This is a genomic window from Lentzea sp. JNUCC 0626 (assembly GCF_043632865.1).
In the GTDB taxonomy this organism is placed as follows: Bacteria; Actinomycetota; Actinomycetes; order Mycobacteriales; family Pseudonocardiaceae; genus Lentzea.
In genome coordinates this window covers 3,707,096-3,725,069 of the sequence record NZ_CP171635.1, presented here as the reverse complement: position 1 = coordinate 3,725,069, position 17,974 = coordinate 3,707,096, and the positions used below count along the sequence as shown (strand labels likewise).

The window sequence follows — 17,974 nt, the reverse complement described above, 5'->3', positions numbered from 1 at the left end:
AGGTTGAACGACCTCGCAGGGGGAGGAACACAGGTGGGTGCCAAGGCGGCAATGGTCGTGTTCGGCAACGCACGATCACTCCAACACGGCGGCACGCCGGACCGTTCAGCGGCAGAAGCGGTGATCCGAGCGCTGCACCCGGGCTGCGCCATCGAACCGGTCGACGACGGCGACCTGCTGGACGACATCTACCCACCCGACGGCCACGCCTACGTGGCCGTCCTCCCGGATGCCACGATCGTGTGCGACCAGGACCTGGCCACGGTCCCGGCCCCCGACCACGTCCTGGAGTACGCGGGGGACCGCCCGCTGACCGTCTTCGCCCAGCACTCGGGCTCGGGCTGGCTCGCCTACGCCGAATGGGCCGCCGACGGCACCCTGCTCCGCTCGCACAGCGCCGAGTCCCACGACTCCTACGAGCTCGCCGACTCCATTGCTCTGGATCTTTTCGGCTTCACCGCCGAGTCGTCCTGCGACCTGGTGATGCACGGCTTCCGGGTGATCCGCTCGGACCAGGCCGAACGGGAGGCCGAGATGGCGGCGATCGTCGCGCAGATGGCAGCGCAGGGACCACAACGCCTCACCCTCGGCCCAGCCGGCTCGTGGGTGCCGAGAACCTGAGCAAGGCGACGCACGCAACCGCAGTCGCGAACGCAAGGTGACCACCGCCCAAGCCCTGCGCGCGGTGCCAGCCGGACAGCCGAAGACGTAAGCCGCCCACCTACGAGTCCTGGCGTGGCGAAGCGAAGCGAGCCCGAACGGGCTGCTACCTGGTTGGCCAGCCGGTTCCACCGCTCTTGGCGATTGGGGCTTGACCTTGAGGGGCGGGATGCCAACCTGTCTCGGTCCGGCCGGGGCGCTTTCACCCCGGCCTTGAGGCCGCGAATGCATCCCGCCAGAGGCTCAAGGTCAAGCCCCAATCGCAACCCCGCTCACTTCGTCACGACCCGCGCAACCACCCTCGCAACCGCAGCCCGACCAACAGAACGCAACCAACCCCGCTGGAACGCGACCACCCGCACACAACCGGACCCGCCCCCGGCCCACAGGTCGTCGACCCGGCAACCGGACTAGGGTCGACCAAGAACGCACCAGCGAGGAGGCCTCCTTGATCTTCATCACCGCCAAGTTCCGCGTCCTGCCAGACCACGCCGAGTCCTGGCCCGAAATCAGCCGCAGCTTCACCGAGGCCACCCGAGCCGAACCCGGCTGCCTCTGGTTCGACTGGTCCCGCAGCCTCGACGACCCGAACGAATACGTCCTGGTGGAAGCCTTCAGGGACGGCGACGCAGGCGGCGCCCACGTCAACTCCGCGCACTTCAAGACCGCCCAGCAGGAACTCCCCCAGTACCTCGCCGAAACCCCGCGCATCGTCAGCCAGTCCGTCGACCAGGACGACTGGAACGAGCTCGGCGAGCTGCAGGTCCCGCCCCGAGGCTGAACCCGTTGCGCCACGCGGGTGAGCCTCGCCCGCATCGTTTGGTGCAGGCGCCGCCCCGGCAGAGGATGGCGCGATGGACGCCTTCGTGGAGTTGTCCGCCGAGCTGACCGGGTTCTCGGCGGAGGAGCTGAGGTCGACCGGCCTGGTCGAGCCCTACCGCGCACTGGCCGACGGCGCGCCCGACGAAGAGATCATCCAGCTCTGGTATACCGGGGTCTGGCGCGGGGTGATCCCGGACGAGCGCGCCTACGCCGAGGGCCTGGCCTGGAAGGCGGTGGGCGTCGCTCCACCCGGCACGCGACCACCGGGCTTCGGCAGCTGGGAGCAGAGACCCAGGACGTCAGCCAGATGAGGGCCGTGGTCGTCGGCGCGGGGTTCGCCGGTTCTCTCGTCGCCAAAGTGCTGGGGGACAACGGGTTCCGCGTCCTGGTCCTGGAGGCCGGCACCGAGGTCAACGCCGACGCGATCACCCGGTTCCGCACCGCCACGGCGAAGACGCCGCTCAGGCCGTACCGCACCACCGCGGCCGCGCCGTCGAGCGACTACCTGATCGACACCGGGCCGTTCGACTACTCGAGCCCCTACCTGCGGATCAACGGCGGCACCGGCACGGCCTGGACCGGCATCACGCCCCGCATGCTGCCCGAGGACTTCCACACCGCCGACCTCGGCCGCGGCCGCAGCTGGCCGATCGGCTACGCCGAACTGGAACCGCACTACCGCGCCGCCGAGTGGGCGATCGGGATCGCGGCCGACGCCGATGAGCAACGGCAGCACCTGCCCGTCCCGGACGACTACCGCTACCCGATGCACGCCCTGCCGCGCACGTTCCTCGACCATGTCGTGGCGTCCGTTGTGGACGGTCAGCGCGTCGACGGTCGCGTGCTGCGCATCACCGGCACACCCCAGGCCAGGAACGGCATCCCGACCGCGGGCTACGCACCGCAGGGTCACCGGTGCGCCGGATTCGCGAGCTGTGTGCCGATCTGCCCCGAGAACGCCAAGTACACGCCCCACAAGACGCAGAGCCAGTGGTCGGCCACCGTCGAACTGCGCACCCGCTGCGTCGTGAACCGGGTGCACGCGGACGAGTTCGGGCGCATCACCAAGGTCAGCTACCAGCGCTACGAGGACGACACGTCGCCGAGGCACACCGAGCACGTGGCGGAAGCCGACGTGGTGGTGCTGGCCGCGCACGCCATCGAGAACGCCAAGCTGCTGCTCATGTCCGGCCTCGCGAACAGCAGCGACCAGGTCGGCCGCAACCTCATGGACCACCCCGTGCTGCTCACCTGGGCGTTGATGCCGCACGCGATCGGCCCGTTCCGCGGGCCCGGCTCCACCACGGGCATCGAGGCGTTCCGCGACGGCCCGGAACGCGCGAAGCGGGCGCCGTTCCGCATCGAGATCGGCAACTGGGGCTGGGGCTGGTCGGCCGGCAGCCCCGACTCCGACACGGCCGAGTTCGTCGCGGCGGGCCTGCGCGGCAAGGCACTCCGGGAAGCCGTGGCGGACCGCGTCAGCCGCCAGTTCACCCTCCAGTTCGAGATCGAGCAGGAGGCCGACCCGCACAACCGCGTCACGCTGGCACCCGAGCGCGACGTGCTGGGCAACCCGCGCCCGTCCGTCCACTACGGACTGTCGGACTACGTCAAAGACGGCCTGAGAGCGGCGAAACACACCTCGGACAGCCTCTTCGCACTGCTGAACGCCGACGACTACACGTCCTACAAACCGGACGACGAAAGGTACTTCGAGCACGAAGGCGAGCCGCTGCGGTACTGGGGCGCGGGCCACAGCGGCGGCACGCACGTCATGGGCACCTCGCCGCGCACGTCCGTCGTCGACCAGTGGCAACGCTGCTGGGACCACCCGAACCTCTACGCGGTGGGCTGCGGCAGCATGCCGTCGCTCGGCACGTCCAACCCGTCGATCACGATGGCCGCGCTCGCCCTGCGCACCGCTGATCGGATCGTCACAACGACAGGCGCGCGCCGCCGCACCTCCCGCACGACAGGGGAGCGGGTGAACGCCGACGACACGGCGCCCAGCCAGGCCGTTTCGGCCTCCACGCTGGGTTCCTCGCCGGCCTGCCGCGCCGGTTGCTGCTCCCAGGTCCGGCCCGCATCGCGCATCACCAGCGCCGCGGCGAGTTCTGCGGCGGCGCGGGTGGGGCCGTCGACGGGGGAGCGCAGCCAGTCCGGCAGGTTCGGCGGCACGTGGGCGCGCACCGCCAGCAGGCCGTCGCGGATCTCGATGAGCCGCCGGTAGAGCGTGAACTCCAGGTCGTGCCGCGCGGGCAGGGCGATCTGCGGCTGCGCGGCCACCAGCGCCTTCCACAACGGCGTCACCGCGCGGATGCCGAGCCACGTCCGCACCAGCCGCACCGCGCCGTCCCACGCGGTCAGCACCGCGCCGGCCACCCACAACGTCATCGCCACCAGCCCGATGTTCCGCGACACCGGCAGGAACTCCGCCACCCCGAACCCGGTCACCGCGAACGTCACCGAAGGCAGCCCCGAGAACAGCCCCCACCCGATCGTCGCCACCGCGGCCGCCACGATCACGTGCAGCCCGGCGCGGAACGTGCCGCGCGGACGGCGAGCGGCGTCGCGCGACAGCGACACGACGAACACGACCAGGCAGCCGACCGGATATCCCGTCAGCGCCACCTGGTAGAGCAGCACGCTGGGCCGCCACTGGAACGCGATCATCTCCTGCACACCGTAAGCCGACGCGAAGTCCACACAGGACACGATCATCACCGCCCAGCACAGCACGAGCGGCCACCACGGCGTGCGCGGCTCCGGCGAACGGGTGCTGCGCGCGAGCTTCATCAACGCGTGCACCGCGAGCACCTGCATCATGTTCGTGACGACCCGGCACACCAACACGTGCTCGACACCGATGATCCGCACCGTCGGCTCGGCCGAGATCGTCAGACTCAACGCCATGGCGAAGAAGAACGTGACGAGGTGCCGCGGCCCTCGCGTGGTCGTGAGCTGAGCTGAACCGATCACCGCGAGCAACGCGGCGGTGAGGTAGCTGATCACGACCCGAACGCCGACCGCAGCGGGTCCGCACCCCGGCCGAGCCGTCGCACGATCAGCGACGCCACCAACTCGGCCTCCTGCTCGTGCTCCCACAGATACGTCGTGCGCCCCAGCACCCTGCGCACCAACTCGACCGGCAGGTTGGGCGTCAGCATCGCCGCCACCTGATCCGACAACGCCTGCCCCTCGGCGTGCCCGCACAACAGATGCCCCAGCTCGTGCAACAGGATGTGCTGCTGGTGCAACGGCGACGTGTCCCGCGTGTAGAACACGTAGTCGGCCCGATCGGTCGCCGCCAACACCCCACACGGCGCCCCCGGCCGGGCCTGCAGCGGAATCAGCTCGATCGGCCGTCCCCGCTGCTCCGCGATCCGCGCGAACACCGCGCGCACGTCGAACGGATCAGGCAAGTCCACAGTGGACGCAATCCGCTCGCACCGCCGCCACAGCGCCGTTCTCCTGCCCAGCACCAGCTCACTCCCCCTTGCCGCGCCGCGCCTCTCGCCGTCCGATGGCCTCCACGATGTCGGCCACGGTGCCGAGCCCCTCCGCCGACAACGTCACCGCCCGCAACGCCAGGTCCCGCACCGCACTGTTGCGCAACGCCCCCAGCAACTCCAGCTCCTCGGCGATGATCCTCCCCTGTTCATCGTCGAAGAAGTAGGCAGGCGGAACCTGAAAAAACCCGGCCAACGCCTCCAAATGCCGCTTCGTGGGGTTATCCCTGCGCCCCGTCCGCAACTGCCACAGGTAAGCCGCCGAAAACGTCTCTCCAGTGCTCTCCCGGCACGCCCGCGCCACCTCCTCGTGGCTGTGCGGCTCCCCGTTGGGCCGACGCACCACCTGGAACAGGCGGTCGATGCGCTCGGCGAGCGTCTGTGTCTCGGCCATCATCGCCTTCCGTGTGCTCAGATGAACGCAATCGGGAAACTCATTCATCTTGGATTGACACGGCTCGCCCGTGCAACTTACGGTCGTTGACGTTAGCTGAGATGAATGACCGAGGGGGAGCGGGAGATGGCGAAGGTGGTGACCAATCCGCCGGACGTGACCGAGGCCCAGGCCTTCACCGGCTGGTCCTACGAGCACACGCCGGAGGAAGCGGTGCGCGAGGCACTGGACATGGCACGCCGGAGGGCGTTGATCGCGGGGTTCGCGAGCGACGAGTGCGTGCTGCTGTTCGTGAACGCGACCCGGCTGGGACCGGGCTGCTACGCGGGGGACGCGGGCCTGCGCTGCGCGCGCTGAACCAACGCGATCGCGGCCGCCACCGCGATGACCACACACCGTCGAGACCAGCGGCCGGGAGCCGACGGGTGGGAAGCTGGTCGCCGTTCCTTGATATGGGGAGCTGGTCGCCGTTCCTTGATCGCGAGTTGTCCACAGGTTGGCGTCGCGCTGACCTGGTGATACTCGATCTCGGATAGCCTGTGGACAGAGCGGGAACCAAAACCGGGGTCCGCGCGTTGCGTCAGGAGGAATCGCGCGGGGAGCGGTCGGCACAGCCCCGGACGGGTCGCCCGACGTCGACAGAACACTTCGCCCCGATGTCGACAGACCGCGTGGCCGAGTCGACAGACCCGTGGCCGACCAAGCCGAAATGCGCCAGAGCTGCGGATTCCACACGACCTGCCCGCAGCAGAGGTCGCCGAACAGCCACGCGCACGCCAAGACGCAGGGCAGGGGCACGAGCGGCCGCGAAAATCTCGGCTGGCCATCACGGCCGAAATGTCGAAAGCTCCGTGACGTCGATCGACGCAGGGGTGGCGGTGATCCACGCCGCCAGTCGACAACGAGGAGTGACCATGCGGTTCATGCTCATCCACCGGGTCCAGCAGGACGACCCGGCATCGTGGGAGCCGACGCCCGAGCTCGTCGAACGGATGAACGCGTTCGTCGAGAAGCTCACCGCGAACGGCGTGATGCTCGGCGCCGAGGGCGTGCAGCCGACCGGCGCGGTGGTGCGCCGGCGTGGGGCTGCGGTCCGGTCGACCGACGGGCCGTTCGCCGAGGCCAAGGAGGTCGTCGGCGGGTTCTTGCTGATCGGCGCCGAGGACCTGGCCGCTGCCACGGCGGTGGCGGAGGAGTACGTCACCTGCTTCGTCGGCGTCGAGGAGATGTCGATCGAGGTGCGGCAGGTCGTGGAGTTCGAGGACGTCGAGGCCCACCTGGCCCGGTAGTCCGCGACGATCACGCTCCGGGCGCATCACGCGAGAGCGAGAAGCTCTCGCGTGATGCGGAGTGTCAGCCGGCCGAGCCGCCCGCAGCCAGCTTCATCAGGTCCGAGTCGAGGTCGATCGACAGTTCGGTGCCGCCCGCGCTGCCGTATTCGTGCTGGTAGGAGCCCCACGACTCGTCGCGGACGGTCTTTTCGAAGCCCGAGGTCATGAGCGCCACGAGTTCCAGGGCCGCGCGGTCGATGCGCTTGTTGAGGCCGTTGTCCTGCCAGTCCTCGGTCGCGGCGAACAGCGATGTCGGGACCACCACGGTGCGCAGGTAGGCGAACAGGCCGCGCATCTGGTCGTCGACCACCAGTGCGTGCCGGGCGGTGCCGGCGGTCGCGGCGAGCACCACCGGCTTCGCGATCAGCAGGTCGTTGTCGAGGATCTGGAAGAACGACGTGAACAGGCCGCTCGCGCCCGCCTTGTAGACCGGGGTGCTCGCCACGATCGCGTCTGCGTGTTGCAGGGTGGCGATCGCCTTCTGCAGCTTGGGGCCGATGTGGTTGGACACCAGCGCGTTGGCGATCTCGGAGGCCAGTTCGCGCAGTTCGACCACGGACGTGCCCACGGTCTGCGCCTTCTTGCCGGCGAGGGTGGTGACTCGGCCGGCCACGCGGTCGGCGAGCAGTCGGGTGGACGACGGGTCGCTGGTGCCGGCGGACACCACCACCAGCTGGAAGTTCTGGCCCATTACTCCTCGCTCTGGCTGAGCTTGCCGGTGATCGCGGCGAGCTGGTCTAGTTCTTGTGGTGACAGCACGCTGAGGGCGCGCGTGACGCTGCGGGCGTGCGGGAGGCCGATCAGGCGCTGGGTGGCGCGGCCCGCGGGGGTGAGCGACAGGCGCACACCCCTGCGGTCGCCCTGGTCGGGGCAGCGTTCCACGTAGCCGCGTTCTACCAGGCGTTCGACCATGCGGGAGAGGGCCGGCTGGCTCAGCAGCACGTGGCGGTTCAGTTCGCTCATCCTGAGTGGACCGTCGCATTTGGACAGCTGGTAGAGCACGTCGTACTCCCGCATGGTCAGGTCGCCCCAGATGTCCTCGGCGTTGAACTGCTTCATCAACACCGAGTACGCCCTCATCAGGGACTCCCAGGCCTCGTTCGCTCGCGTCATTCCGAATCCTGGTAGGGCGAGCCGCCCGTGACGTTGTCACCCCGGTTGGCGTTCGGCTTCGGCTGGCGGGCCGGGCCGTCGCCGTACTTGTCCTTCAGGCGCTTGGCGTGCGTCGGCGGCTTGGCGGTCTCCGGGTCCTGGCGCGCCTCGATCTCCTTGCGCAGCACCGGAACGACCTCCTCGCCGAGCAGGTCGAGCTGGTTCAGCACCATCTTGAGCGGCAGGCCCGCGTGGTCCATCAGGAACATTTGGCGCTGGTAGTCGCCGAAGTGCTCGCGGAACGTCAGCGTCTTGTCGATGACCTCCTGCGGGCTGCCGACCGACAGCGGCGTCATCTCCATGAAGTCCTCCATCTTCGGGCCGTGGCCGTAGACGGGCGCCTCGTTGAAGTACGGGCGGAACTCCTTGAGCGCGTCCTGCGACCGCTTGGCGATGTAGGCCTGACCGCCGAGACCGACGATGGCCTGCTTCTCCGTGCCGTGGCCGTAGTGCGCGTACCGCTGGCGGTAGAACTTGATCAGCCGGATGTAGTGCTCCTTCGGCCAGAAGATGTTGTTGGCGAAGAAGCCGTCACCGTAGAAGGCTGCCTGCTCCGCGATCTCCGGCGTGCGGATCGAGCCGTGCCACACGAACGGCGGCAGGTCGTCCAACGGCCGGGGCGTGCTGGTGAATCCCTGCAACGGCGTGCGGAACTTGCCTTCCCAGTCCACGACGTCCTCGCGCCACAACCGGTGCAGCAGGTTGTAGTTCTCCAGCGCGAGCGGCAGGCTCTGCCGGATGTCCGCGCCGAACCACGGGTAGACCGGCGCGGTGTTGCCGCGGCCCAGCATCAGGTCCATGCGGCCCTTCGCCAGGTGCTGGAGCATCGCGTACTCCTCGGCGATGCGCACCGGGTCGTTCGTGGTGATCAACGTGGTCGCGGTGCTGACCGTGAGCTTCTTGGTCTTCGCCGCGATGTGGCTGAGCAACGTGGTCGGCGAGGACGAGAAGAACGGCGGGTTGTGGTGCTCGCCGATCGCGAACACGTCGAGCCCGACCTCCTCGGCCTTCTCGGCGATCTGCACGATCGCGTCGATCCGCTCGGCCTCGCTGGGGGTCTCGCCGCTCACCGGGTCCCTGGTGATGTCGCTCACCGAGAAGATTCCGAACTGCACGGCACCCGCCTCCTTCTGTCTTCGGTCACCTTATGGTGACTAATGCGTCTGCATCTACTGTAACGCACGGGCGCCGGATCCATTCCCATTACCCTGATCACATGTCACTGGGCGTGGGGGACGCCGGCTTCGGCTATGGCGGAGTTCCCGTTTTCGCAGGTCTGTCGTTCGTTGCCGGCCCAGGTGAGGCCGTGGCCGTGGTGGGGGCGAACGGTTCGGGCAAGTCGACGCTGCTCCGGTGCCTGGTGGGGGCCGAGGTGCTGGACACCGGCACCGTGCTGTTCCGCGGTGAGGAACTGGACGAGTCGTCGGCCGCGTTTCGGTCGGCGGTCGCGTCGTTGTTGGACGACGCCGACTACTTCCCCGACGTGTCCGTTGTGGAGCACCTGCGGTTGCTGGCTTGGCTGCACGGGTCTTCGGAGGATGTCGAGGGGCTGCTGGTGGAGTTGGGGCTGGAGGCCGTGGCGGACCAGTTGCCGCCGACGTTGTCGTCCGGGCAGCGGCACCGGCTCGGGCTGGCTTCCTGTTTCGTGCGGCCGCGGTCCGTGCTCGTGCTCGACGAACCCGAGCAACGGCTCGACGTCGCGGGCCGTGCCTGGCTGCGGGATCGGTTGCTGGCGGAGAAGGCGGCCGGGGTGGCTGTGGTGTTCGCGTCGCACGAAGTTTCTTTGGTCGAGGCGGTGGCGTGCCGGACCGTCACGCTGTGAGCGCGTTCGCCGTTGCCCGGCGGTTGGCGGTGCCGGTGCCGTGGCGGTTTCGGGTCGTGCGGCTGTACTCACGGGCGGTGAACTTCTCGATCGTCGGTGCGGTCGGGTACGGGCTGGTGTCCGCCGGGTTGACCAAGACACCCCAGGTGGGGAGTGCGTGGACGGCGCTGTGGTTGTCGGTGGTGGGCGCTGTGGTGCTGATGAAGGTGGCGTTGGCGTTCGGGCCGGTGTTCGTGGGGGCGGACCGGATGTTCTGGGTGGTGAGCGCGCCGGTGTCGCGGGGTGGGTTGTTGCGGCCCCGGTTGGGGTTGTTGGTGGTGGGCGGGGCTGCTTTGGGGGCGGTGTGGCCCGCCGTGGTGTTCGGGGTGGTGGGGGCGGTTGTGCCGCCGGTGGTCGCGGTGGCGGTGGGGGCCGCTGTCGGGGTGGCGGTGGTGGCTGGGGCTGTGGTGTTGCAACGGGTCGGGGTGGCGCCGCAGGGGTGGTTGAGCGGGCTGGTGGGACTGGCGGTGGTGGCGCTGCTGGTGCCGGCCGGGCGGTTGGAGGTGCTGGGGTCGGGTGGGATGCCAGGTGGGCTCGGTGGGGTGCCGGGCGGGCTCGGTGGGGTGGGCGGCTGGGCGGGTGGGTTTGAGAGCGCTGGGCCGGTGGGGGTTGTGTGGGGCGTGGCGCTGGCGCTGGCGCTGGCGGTGATGGCGGTCGTTTCTGCGGGGCGGTTGCGGCGGTCTGAGCTGGCGGCCGGTGCCGCCCTCGCCGGGGTGGCACGGGTGTCGGTGAGCTGGTTCGACTTGGCGCTGCTGGGGGCCGTTCTCGCCGAACGTCGCGCGCGTGCTCTGGGGCGAGTGAAGTCGGCGCGACTGGCTGGTCCGCGGTCGCGAGTCGTCGCGCTTGCCTGGACCGATGTGCTGCGGGTGCGTCGGGCGCCCAACGCTGTCCTTGTTTGGGCGGCGCTCCTGCCCGCGCCCGCGTTGGTGGCGTTGGGGGGTGAGGAGAACGCGGTTGCCGGGGTTCAGGTCGTGGCCGCGTTCTTCGCCACCGATCGGTTGGCGGCGGGGCTCAAGGCGGTGTGCCGGTCGCGGGCGTTGAGGCGGGCGCTGGGGGTGCCGGATCGGCAGCTTCGGTTGGCGCACCTGGTGGTTCCGGCGGTGGGGGCCGTGGTTTGGTGTGCGGCCAGCACGGCGTTCACGCCGCACGTGTCGGTGGTGAACGGGGTGATCTCGGCGGTGGGGGCGGTGGCTGTCGCATATCGGATCGCCACTCGGCCGCCGGTGGACTACGGTGCCGCGATCGTCGACTTCGGATTGTTCGGGCCTACGCCGCTGGGGCTCATCGTGCAGTTGAGCCGGGGGCCCGCGTTGCTGGCGGTCCTCGCCGTGGTGCAAGCGTTCGTGTAAGGGGGCAATGTGTTCGCGGATGAGTTCGAGTTACATCTGACCGGCTCCGAGTGGCAGGTGGAGGAGCTGGCGCGGTTCGCGGGGGAACACCAGGTCAAGTTCACGCACATCAAGCTGCACAGCGGGAAGCTCTATTCGCAGCCGATGCTGACGATCGGTGCGAAGGGCACGATCGACGAGGTGCGCGCGGTCGCCGGGCAGTGGCGGGAGCGGTTGCTCGACGCCGACCTGTTCGTGGTGCGGGTGAAGATCGAGGCCGCGCCGTGGAACGACGGGGTGCCGCAGACCGACGACGAGGCCGACCCGGCGCTGTACTTCGAGCACCACGTGAAATGCCGGTTCGTCGGCAACTGGCGTGACTACTACTTCGGGCTCTTCCAGGCGATGAAGCCGCACGAGGCACATGTGTCGGAGAACGCGCGCCGGACGCGGGACGACGGGTCCGAGGAGCGGTTCGTCACGCAGCGGTGCTTCGGGGTCGGGCGGGCCACGGCCAGGCAACGGCTCGACGCGCTGCTCAAAGACCTCGAGGCGTACGAAGTGTTGGAGGTCGAGGAGGAGTACGTCGTCGACGACGACGCGCTGCACATCGACGATGGCTGGATCCACGGCAAGACCGGCTACAGCAGCGACGAACAGCTGCGGCAGGCGCCGGCCGGGCAGCACGGGTTCCCGGACACCTACCAGCCGCTCGCGCTGAAGCCGCGGCACGACATCAAGCAGCGTGCCGTGTTCGACCCGGCGCTGAAACACCACCAGCACGCATTCCGGGGAGGGGACCCGAAGTTCGGGAACCCCGCGGACGGCGTGCGGTGGCTGGAGAAGCGGCGCGAGGTCATGGCGCAGACCCTCAACGCCATCGGCGCGACGAAGTGGGCCGAGCACCTGGTGTTGCGCGGCAGCACGCTGATGCGCGCGTGGTTCGGCGACGCCGCGCGCGAGCCCGGTGACCTCGACTTCGTGGTGACACCGAAGGACATCGCGGTCGAGAGCCCGCAGGCGGACGAACTCGTCGCGGGCCTGCGGGAGCTGGTCGCGCCGTCCGTCGTGGAGCCGATCTGGACCTACGAACGGGTGCCCGGCCTGCGGATCGTGTTCCCGTTCGAGGTCGAGGGGCTCCCGGACGGCGCGATCCAGATCGACCTCGTGTTCAACGAGGACCTGCCGATCGCGCCGCAGCCGATCGAGATCGCCGGCACGACGTTGCTCGCCGCCGACCAGGAGCTCTCCCTCGCGTGGAAGCTCCAGTGGCTCGTCACCGACAGCTACCCGCAGGCCAAGGACCTCTACGACGCGGCGCTGCTGGCCGAGGTCACGACGGTGAACACCGGCGTCGTCATCACCCTGCTCGAGCCGGAACTGCGGCATCGGGCGCTCGACTTCGACCGGAAGTCCGTGCTGGCGCTCGACCACATCGACTGGGACAACGCCCCGTCCGAGATCCCGGTCACCAAGGCCGACGAACTCCGCCTCCTGCAACGGATCGCGGCCGCGCTCGCCTAAACGAGCAAAGACGCGACCCGAGCAGCGGTGGCCACAGTGGACTGCGGGTTCTGGCCCGTCACGAGCCCGCCGTCCACGACCACCGTGCTCGACCACGGCTCACCGGACGAGATCCGCGCGCCGAGCGAGGCGAGACGTCCGGCGACCGAGTAGGGGACCGCCAGGCCACCCTGGCGTTCCTCCTCGTCGGAGAACACCGCCATCTCCTTGCCCGCGAACACGAACGTGCCGTCCGCGCGGACCGCGCTCAGCAACCCGGCCGGACCGTGGCACAGCGCCGCGACCAGCTTGCCGCCGTCGTGGAACTCCGCGAGCAACGCGCCCAGCGTCGCGTCGGACGCCAGGTCCGCCATCGGACCGTGCCCGCCCGGCAGGTAGATCGCGTCGAAATCAGCGGCCTGCACGCCGTCCAGCACCACAGGTGTGCGCAGATCCTCCAGCGACGCAACGGCTTCGTCGAACGTTCCGTCGAGACTGGCCTTGTCGACCGTGGGCACGACACCGCCCGGCGTCGCCAGGGTGACCGCGACACCGGCCTCGCGCAGCACGCGGACGGACTCCACGACCTCCTCGGCCCAGAACCCGGTGGGATGGCTCGTGCCGTCCGCCAACGTCAGCGAGTCGGCGGCGGACACGACCATGAGCAGCTTCTTCATGTCACCCAGGACATCACAAATCAGCAGAACGAGCAGATGAAGCTATAAGCTGCCTTATGGCTCAGCGCTTGACGGACCTGGATCTGCTGGAGACGTTCCTGGAGATCTACCGGGGCGGCTCGCTCACCAGCGCGGCCACCCGGCGGGGCCTCACCCAGCCCGCGGTCAGCGGCCAGCTCGCAAAACTGGAGAGTCAGCTGGACACCCGGCTGTTCGTCCGGGGCAGTCGTGGGGTCACCCCCACACCCCGTGCCGACGAGCTGGCCAGGAGGATCGGCCAGCACCTCGACCAGCTCCGCACCGCGCTCGACCCCGCAGCGGCCCTCGACGGCACGGTGAGGATCGGGGGAGCCGCCGAGTTCATGACGGTCCGGGGTCTGCCCGCGCTCGCCCCGCTCACCCGCAGGGGGCTCCGGTTCGAGGTCGCGTTCGGCCTCGCCGACGACCTGCTCAGAGCGCTGAAGGCCGGGCAGCTCGACGTGGTGCTCTCGTCGATCCGCCCGCCGGCCGGGTTCACCGCCACCCCGTTCACCGACGAGGAGTTCGTGCTGGTCGGCCCACCCCTGCTGGCCAGGACGATCGACCGGCAGGTCCTCGACGAGGACCCGCGACGAGCCCTCGAACACCTGCCGCTCGTCGCCTACGACGCGACCCTGCCGATCCTGCGCCGCTACTGGCGCAGCGAGTTCGGCGAACGCCCGCGCAACACCGTCGCCGTCACCGTCCCCGACCTGCGCGCGGTGCTGGCCGCCGTCGTCGCGGGCGCCGGCGTGTCGGCACTGCCGCGCTACCTGGCCGACCCGGCCATCGCGGCCGGCTCGGTGGAGCAGCTGCACCACCCGGAGATCCCGCCGCTCAACACCCTCTACGTCGTCACCCGGGACACGACGACCGCCACGAACGCGGTCGTCGAGCACCTCAGGTCACGCGATTGGGGTGCCCTGTAGGGGTAGGCGCACGGTGAACGTGGTGCCCACCCCGACCGCGCTCGCCACCGAGATCGAGCCCCGGTGCGCGGTGATGATCTCCCGCGCGATCGCGAGCCCCAGCCCTCGCCCGCCGGTCTCGCGGCCGCGGGCGTTGTCCGCCCGCCAGAACCGGTCGAACACGTGCGGCAGCTGCCCGGCCGCGATGCCCCACCCGTTGTCGGCCACCTCGACCACCGCCCACAGCCCGTCCACCCGGCAGCGCAACGTCACCGAGAACGCGCCCGCCCGCTGCGCGTTCGTGACGAGGTTGCCCACGACCTGCCGGAGCCGGTCGTGGTCCGCGTGCACCACCACGGGCTCGGGCGCCTCGACGATCACCCCGGCCGCTCGGTAGGTCGTCAGCAGGTCCGCCAGGTCCACAGTGGACATGTGGTAGACCAGCGACCCCGCCTCCGCCAGCGCGAGGTCCTGCAGGTCGTCGATGAGTCGTTGCTGCAACAGGGCTTCCTCGTACAACGACCGGTACAGCTCGTCGTCGGCCGGGAGCACCCCGTCGCGCACCCCCTCGATGTACCCGCGGATGTTCGCGAGCGGGGTGCGCAGCTCGTGCGCGATGTCGGCGATCATGTTGTGCTGCTGCTCCCGGCTGCGCTGCAACGACTCCGCCATCGCGTTGAACGCGCGCGTGAGCTCCACCAGGTCGCCCTTCTCCGGCACCCGTCCGGACAGGTCACCGGCCCCGAACCGCCGCGCGGACGTGACCAGCGCGCTGATCGGCCGCAACGCTCCGCGGCTGATCAGCAACGACACCACGAGCGCGAGCAACGCCACGAGTCCGGTGCTCAGCAGGATCGGCAGCAGCGACACCTTCGCCTGCTGCGGCTGGTTGATCGCTCCCGCCTGCACCAGCACGGGTGGGGGCATGAGGGTGGCGAGTTTGGCCGCGAACTCCCGCTGCACGCACCCCTTGTCGAAGGCGCACCGCACCGCGATGGTGGACTCGGCGTAGCCCAGGACCGGGAGGCACAGCTGCGGCACGGCGTTCTCCGTGTAGAAGCTGGGCATGCCGTCGTTGCGCGACAGGACCTGCACCCGCACCCCCTGGGCCTGCATGCACCTCCCCAGCGCCAGGTCGATCTCGTACCTGTTGAGCGCCTTGGTCGCCTCGAACTCGGTGACGAACGTGCTCTCCGGCCGCGTCTGCACCGCGACCGACTGCCGGGGCGACGTGCCGGGCTGGGTGTCGGCGAGCACCGTGCCGTCCGTCAGCACCACCCGCACCCGCTGGCCAAGTCGCTGCGCGAGCGCGGGCAGCACGGTCCCGACGTCATCCCACGACCCGCGCAACAGCCCGTGCAGCTTGATCTCCTGCGCCACGTCGTCGAGTTCCTGCCAGGCCACCTCGACGGACTTCTCGACCTGCCGGGTGGTCTCGCGCAACGTCAGCCAGGCCGTCGCCGCCACCGCCGCCACGACCGTGACGACGACCAGGGCGGCGATCTTGAGCGCGAACCGGCTCATCCGGCGAACTTGTAGCCGCGGCCGGGCACGGTCAGCACGTACTTCGGTGCCGCCGGGTCGGGTTCGATCTTGCGCCGCAGGTTCATCACGTGCGCGTCCACCGTCCGCTCCTGCACGTTGTGGTCGAACCCGAACGTCTCCTGCAGCAGCTGGCCCCGCGAGAACGCCTTGCCCGGCGCGGACGCCAGCACCCGCAGCAGCTCGAACTCCTTCGCGGTCAGCGCCACCAGCTCACCGCCGATCCGCACCTCGAACCGGTCGGCGTCGATCTCCACGTCGAGCGCGCGGATCGGCCCGCTGACCTCCGGCGCACCCGAGCGCCGCAGCAACGCCCGCACCCGCGCCACCAGCTCGCGAGGGCTGTAGGGCTTCACGACGTAGTCGTCGGCGCCGAGGTCGAGCCCCAGCAGCAGGTCCGCCTCGGTCGAACGGGCGGTCAGCATCAGGATCGGGACCTGCGACTCGGCCCGCAGCACCCGGCACACGTCCAGGCCGTCGACCTCGGGCATCATCACGTCGAGCACCACCAGGTCCGGCGTGCGGGCCCGCGCCAGGTCGATCGCCGCCCTGCCGTCGCGCGCCACCAGCACGCTGTGGCCCTCGTGCTCCAGATAGGCCCTGATCAGGTGCGACTGCTTCGGATCGTCCTCGGCGACGAGGATGCGCGCGCTCACGCGTTCCATACTGCGCGACGGCCGTGAAGGAACGATGAAGGCGCGGTCTGGGCGTCGTGAATTCGCTCGTTCGAACGGCGCCCTGACCGGCTCTTCGTCGTTTCTTCATCGCGGTCGGCCTTGCATCGGCGGCCATGAAGCGCTGGATTCCACTCGTGCTCCTGCTCACCGCGTGCCAGGCCCCCGCACCCCTGGCGGCCGAACCCGTCCCGGTGCCCGCCGAGGCACCGGCGGCACCGGCGGCACCGGCCGCACCGTCCAAGGTGGCCGAGAAGAAGTGGCAGCCCAACCCCGACCACGTGTCCGTGCAGTTCGCCGGCGAGTACACGTGGGCGTTGCGGGGCAACGGGATCGTGCTCGTCGGCGGCCAGGACATCCGCACGTTCACCGAGTCGATGATCAAGGCGTGGCTGGCGCTCGACCTGATCACGGCGAAGAACTCGGTGGTGTCCGACGCGGACACGGCGGCGATGGCGAAGATGATCCGCGAGAGCGACGACAAGATCGCGCAGCGGTTCTACCTCAACCTCGGCGGCGACGCCTCGGTGCGGCGGATGATCAGCACGTGCGGCCTGCTGGAGACCGCCATCACCCCGAACTGGTGGTCGAAGACCAAGGTCTCGGCGAACGACGCGGCGAGAATCGGGCAGTGCCTGGAGATCGGCCCGGGGATCAGTCCTGAGTGGAGGGAGAAGCTGCTCGCGATGATGCGCGACATCTCCCCGGACGGCCGGTTCGGCATCCCGCAGGCACCCGCGTTGCAGGGCAAGCCGCTCGCCGTCAAGAACGGCTGGACCCAGCACGACGACACGTGGACCGTCACCTGCCTGGCGCTCTGGGACGGCTGGTCGCTCGCGGTGCTGACGCGGGTGCGCAGCACCGACCACCTCGCGGGCGCCCAGGTCTGCACGACCGTCGCCCAGCAGCTCTTCTCAGACGCTCCGAAGAACTGAGACGACGATGCCGAGGATCACGGCCTTGTCGCCGTCGATCACCGGGTACGCCTCGTTGCGCGGCTCCAGGTACACGTGGCCGCCCCGGCGCTGGTACACCTTCACCGTCGCCTCTTCCTCGATCATGGCGGCGACGATCTGGCCGTTGTACGCCTCGTGCGTCTGCCGCACCACGACCGTGTCGCCGTCGCAGATCGCGGCGTCGATCATCGAGTCACCGCGCACGCGCAACGCGAACACGTTGCTGCCGCGCCCGACCAGCCCGCGCGGCAGGTTCAGCACCTCGTCGACGTGCTCGATGGCGGAGATCGGCGAACCGGCGGCGATGTCACCGACGACCGGCACCGAGATCGAGTCCTCCGACGGCATGCCCGGCACGACCGGTGTGCCGCTGAGGAACACCCGCACGTCCATCGGCCGCGTCACCGAACCGCCGCGCTTGAGGAAACCCTTGTCCTCCAACGCCGCCAGGTGCTTCGACACGCTGGACGACGACTTGAGCCCGACGGCCTCGCCGATCTCACGGGTGCTGGGGGAGTAGCCGTGCTCGACGACCCAGTCGCGGATGGCGACGAGGATCATCTGCTGGCGTTCCGGCAGCACCGTCGTGTCGAGTTCGAGATCGTCGTAGGCGGTCATCCGGCGATAGTAGTAATCCGG

20 protein-coding genes and 1 pseudogene are annotated in these 17,974 nt (G+C 69.6%); 11 read left to right on the top strand and 10 right to left on the bottom strand.

The window, feature by feature from the left end; translation table 11 throughout:
* Positions 1-33 precede the first annotated feature (33 nt).
* The 4 genes and pseudogenes from JNUCC0626_RS15755 to JNUCC0626_RS15740 all read left to right on the top strand — a co-directional run.
* Positions 34-621, top strand: coding sequence for a DUF6928 family protein (locus JNUCC0626_RS15755; protein WP_394620502.1), 588 nt, complete (start codon positions 34-36; stop codon positions 619-621).
* A gap of 487 nt (positions 622-1,108) precedes the next feature.
* Complete coding sequence (locus JNUCC0626_RS15750; RefSeq protein WP_394620501.1) at positions 1,109-1,441, top strand: putative quinol monooxygenase; 333 nt, start codon at positions 1,109-1,111, stop codon at positions 1,439-1,441.
* Between the two features lie 73 nt (positions 1,442-1,514).
* The gene (locus JNUCC0626_RS15745) at positions 1,515-1,793 is read left to right on the top strand and encodes a hypothetical protein (protein ID WP_394620500.1); all 279 of its coding nucleotides are present in this window, start codon (positions 1,515-1,517) and stop codon (positions 1,791-1,793) included.
* Positions 1,790-3,334, top strand: a pseudogene (locus JNUCC0626_RS15740) (GMC oxidoreductase); the annotation flags it as partial. The gene JNUCC0626_RS15745 and the pseudogene JNUCC0626_RS15740, both read left to right, overlap by 4 nt.
* Here JNUCC0626_RS15740 and JNUCC0626_RS15735 read toward each other — a convergent pair.
* From JNUCC0626_RS15735 to JNUCC0626_RS15725, 3 genes are read right to left on the bottom strand one after another with little or no spacing between them, the layout of a single operon-like run.
* Complete coding sequence (locus tag JNUCC0626_RS15735; RefSeq protein WP_394620499.1) at positions 3,322-4,494, bottom strand: MAB_1171c family putative transporter; 1,173 nt, start codon at positions 4,492-4,494, stop codon at positions 3,322-3,324. The pseudogene JNUCC0626_RS15740 and the gene JNUCC0626_RS15735 overlap by 13 nt on opposite strands.
* Positions 4,491-4,964: a hypothetical protein gene (locus JNUCC0626_RS15730; protein WP_394620498.1), complete on the bottom strand. Its 474-nt coding sequence runs from the start codon at positions 4,962-4,964 to the stop codon at positions 4,491-4,493. The genes JNUCC0626_RS15735 and JNUCC0626_RS15730 overlap by 4 nt, the downstream gene beginning before the upstream one ends.
* A 4-nt stretch (positions 4,965-4,968) precedes the next feature.
* A complete protein-coding gene (locus JNUCC0626_RS15725) occupies positions 4,969-5,385 on the bottom strand; it encodes an XRE family transcriptional regulator (RefSeq protein ID WP_394622039.1) in 417 nt (138 codons plus the stop codon).
* Positions 5,386-5,490: 105 nt separating this feature from the next.
* On the opposite strand from JNUCC0626_RS15725, the gene JNUCC0626_RS15720 reads away from it, so the two are divergent.
* Both JNUCC0626_RS15720 and JNUCC0626_RS15715 read left to right on the top strand, forming a co-directional pair.
* Positions 5,491-5,742, top strand: coding sequence for a hypothetical protein (locus JNUCC0626_RS15720; RefSeq protein ID WP_394620497.1), 252 nt, complete (start codon positions 5,491-5,493; stop codon positions 5,740-5,742).
* Positions 5,743-6,299: 557 nt separating this feature from the next.
* A complete protein-coding gene (locus tag JNUCC0626_RS15715) occupies positions 6,300-6,674 on the top strand; it encodes a YciI family protein (RefSeq protein ID WP_394620496.1) in 375 nt (124 codons plus the stop codon).
* Positions 6,675-6,738: 64 nt separating this feature from the next.
* Here JNUCC0626_RS15715 and JNUCC0626_RS15710 read toward each other — a convergent pair whose 3' ends face one another.
* From JNUCC0626_RS15710 to JNUCC0626_RS15700, 3 genes are read right to left on the bottom strand one after another with little or no spacing between them, the layout of a single operon-like run.
* Entirely contained in the window at positions 6,739-7,407 is a 669-nt protein-coding gene (locus tag JNUCC0626_RS15710) for a CE1759 family FMN reductase (RefSeq protein WP_394620495.1), read from the bottom strand.
* A complete protein-coding gene (locus JNUCC0626_RS15705) occupies positions 7,407-7,829 on the bottom strand; it encodes a MarR family winged helix-turn-helix transcriptional regulator (protein WP_394620494.1) in 423 nt (140 codons plus the stop codon). Before JNUCC0626_RS15705 ends, JNUCC0626_RS15710 begins: the two co-directional genes overlap by 1 nt.
* Positions 7,826-8,983, bottom strand: a complete 1,158-nt coding sequence (locus tag JNUCC0626_RS15700) for an LLM class flavin-dependent oxidoreductase (protein ID WP_394620493.1) — start codon at positions 8,981-8,983, stop codon at positions 7,826-7,828. Before JNUCC0626_RS15700 ends, JNUCC0626_RS15705 begins: the two co-directional genes overlap by 4 nt.
* Before the next feature lie 101 nt (positions 8,984-9,084).
* Here JNUCC0626_RS15700 and JNUCC0626_RS15695 point away from each other — a divergent pair, with 101 nt between their 5' ends.
* Genes JNUCC0626_RS15695 through JNUCC0626_RS15685 form a run of 3 tightly spaced genes read left to right on the top strand, consistent with a single transcriptional unit; the run spans position 9,085 to position 12,581 of the window.
* Positions 9,085-9,690, top strand: a complete 606-nt coding sequence (locus tag JNUCC0626_RS15695) for an ABC transporter ATP-binding protein (RefSeq protein WP_394620492.1) — start codon at positions 9,085-9,087, stop codon at positions 9,688-9,690.
* Positions 9,687-11,078, top strand: coding sequence for a DUF6297 family protein (locus tag JNUCC0626_RS15690; RefSeq protein WP_394620491.1), 1,392 nt, complete (start codon positions 9,687-9,689; stop codon positions 11,076-11,078). The genes JNUCC0626_RS15695 and JNUCC0626_RS15690 overlap by 4 nt, the downstream gene beginning before the upstream one ends.
* 57 nt (positions 11,079-11,135) lie before the next feature.
* Positions 11,136-12,581: a nucleotidyl transferase AbiEii/AbiGii toxin family protein gene (locus JNUCC0626_RS15685; RefSeq protein ID WP_394620490.1), complete on the top strand. Its 1,446-nt coding sequence runs from the start codon at positions 11,136-11,138 to the stop codon at positions 12,579-12,581.
* Here JNUCC0626_RS15685 and JNUCC0626_RS15680 read toward each other — a convergent pair.
* A complete protein-coding gene (locus tag JNUCC0626_RS15680) occupies positions 12,578-13,237 on the bottom strand; it encodes a type 1 glutamine amidotransferase domain-containing protein (protein WP_394620489.1) in 660 nt (219 codons plus the stop codon). The genes JNUCC0626_RS15685 and JNUCC0626_RS15680 overlap by 4 nt on opposite strands.
* Positions 13,238-13,305: 68 nt before the next feature.
* Here JNUCC0626_RS15680 and JNUCC0626_RS15675 point away from each other — a divergent pair, with 68 nt between their 5' ends.
* Positions 13,306-14,184, top strand: coding sequence for a LysR family transcriptional regulator (locus JNUCC0626_RS15675; RefSeq protein ID WP_394620488.1), 879 nt, complete (start codon positions 13,306-13,308; stop codon positions 14,182-14,184).
* Here JNUCC0626_RS15675 and JNUCC0626_RS15670 read toward each other — a convergent pair.
* On the bottom strand, positions 14,161-15,687 hold the full coding sequence (locus JNUCC0626_RS15670) for a sensor histidine kinase (RefSeq protein WP_394620487.1): 1,527 nt from the start codon (positions 15,685-15,687) through the stop codon (positions 14,161-14,163). The two genes, JNUCC0626_RS15675 and JNUCC0626_RS15670, sit on opposite strands and share 24 nt — an antisense overlap.
* Positions 15,684-16,361, bottom strand: a complete 678-nt coding sequence (locus JNUCC0626_RS15665; protein ID WP_394620486.1) for a response regulator transcription factor — start codon at positions 16,359-16,361, stop codon at positions 15,684-15,686. Before JNUCC0626_RS15665 ends, JNUCC0626_RS15670 begins: the two co-directional genes overlap by 4 nt.
* A 134-nt stretch (positions 16,362-16,495) precedes the next feature.
* Between JNUCC0626_RS15665 and JNUCC0626_RS15660 the strand changes: the two genes are divergently transcribed.
* Entirely contained in the window at positions 16,496-17,314 is an 819-nt protein-coding gene (locus JNUCC0626_RS15660) for a hypothetical protein (RefSeq protein ID WP_394620485.1), read from the top strand.
* Here the strand turns inward: JNUCC0626_RS15660 and lexA are convergent.
* Complete coding sequence (gene lexA / locus JNUCC0626_RS15655; RefSeq protein ID WP_394620484.1) at positions 17,294-17,953, bottom strand: transcriptional repressor LexA; 660 nt, start codon at positions 17,951-17,953, stop codon at positions 17,294-17,296. The genes JNUCC0626_RS15660 and lexA overlap by 21 nt on opposite strands.
* Positions 17,954-17,974 lie beyond the last annotated feature (21 nt).

Coding starts and splice junctions, on each gene's coding strand:
- JNUCC0626_RS15745 (WP_394620500.1), top strand. CDS start 1,515: ATGGACGCCTTCGTGGAGTTGTCCGCCGAGCTGACCGGGTTCTCGGCG.
- JNUCC0626_RS15725 (WP_394622039.1), bottom strand. CDS start 5,385: ATGGCCGAGACACAGACGCTCGCCGAGCGCATCGACCGCCTGTTCCAG.
- JNUCC0626_RS15720 (WP_394620497.1), top strand. CDS start 5,491: ATGACCGAGGGGGAGCGGGAGATGGCGAAGGTGGTGACCAATCCGCCG.
- JNUCC0626_RS15715 (WP_394620496.1), top strand. CDS start 6,300: ATGCGGTTCATGCTCATCCACCGGGTCCAGCAGGACGACCCGGCATCG.
- JNUCC0626_RS15710 (WP_394620495.1), bottom strand. CDS start 7,407: ATGGGCCAGAACTTCCAGCTGGTGGTGGTGTCCGCCGGCACCAGCGAC.
- JNUCC0626_RS15705 (WP_394620494.1), bottom strand. CDS start 7,829: ATGACGCGAGCGAACGAGGCCTGGGAGTCCCTGATGAGGGCGTACTCG.
- JNUCC0626_RS15695 (WP_394620492.1), top strand. CDS start 9,085: ATGTCACTGGGCGTGGGGGACGCCGGCTTCGGCTATGGCGGAGTTCCC.
- JNUCC0626_RS15680 (WP_394620489.1), bottom strand. CDS start 13,237: ATGAAGAAGCTGCTCATGGTCGTGTCCGCCGCCGACTCGCTGACGTTG.
- JNUCC0626_RS15670 (WP_394620487.1), bottom strand. CDS start 15,687: ATGAGCCGGTTCGCGCTCAAGATCGCCGCCCTGGTCGTCGTCACGGTC.
- JNUCC0626_RS15660 (WP_394620485.1), top strand. CDS start 16,496: ATGAAGCGCTGGATTCCACTCGTGCTCCTGCTCACCGCGTGCCAGGCC.
- lexA (WP_394620484.1), bottom strand. CDS start 17,953: ATGACCGCCTACGACGATCTCGAACTCGACACGACGGTGCTGCCGGAA.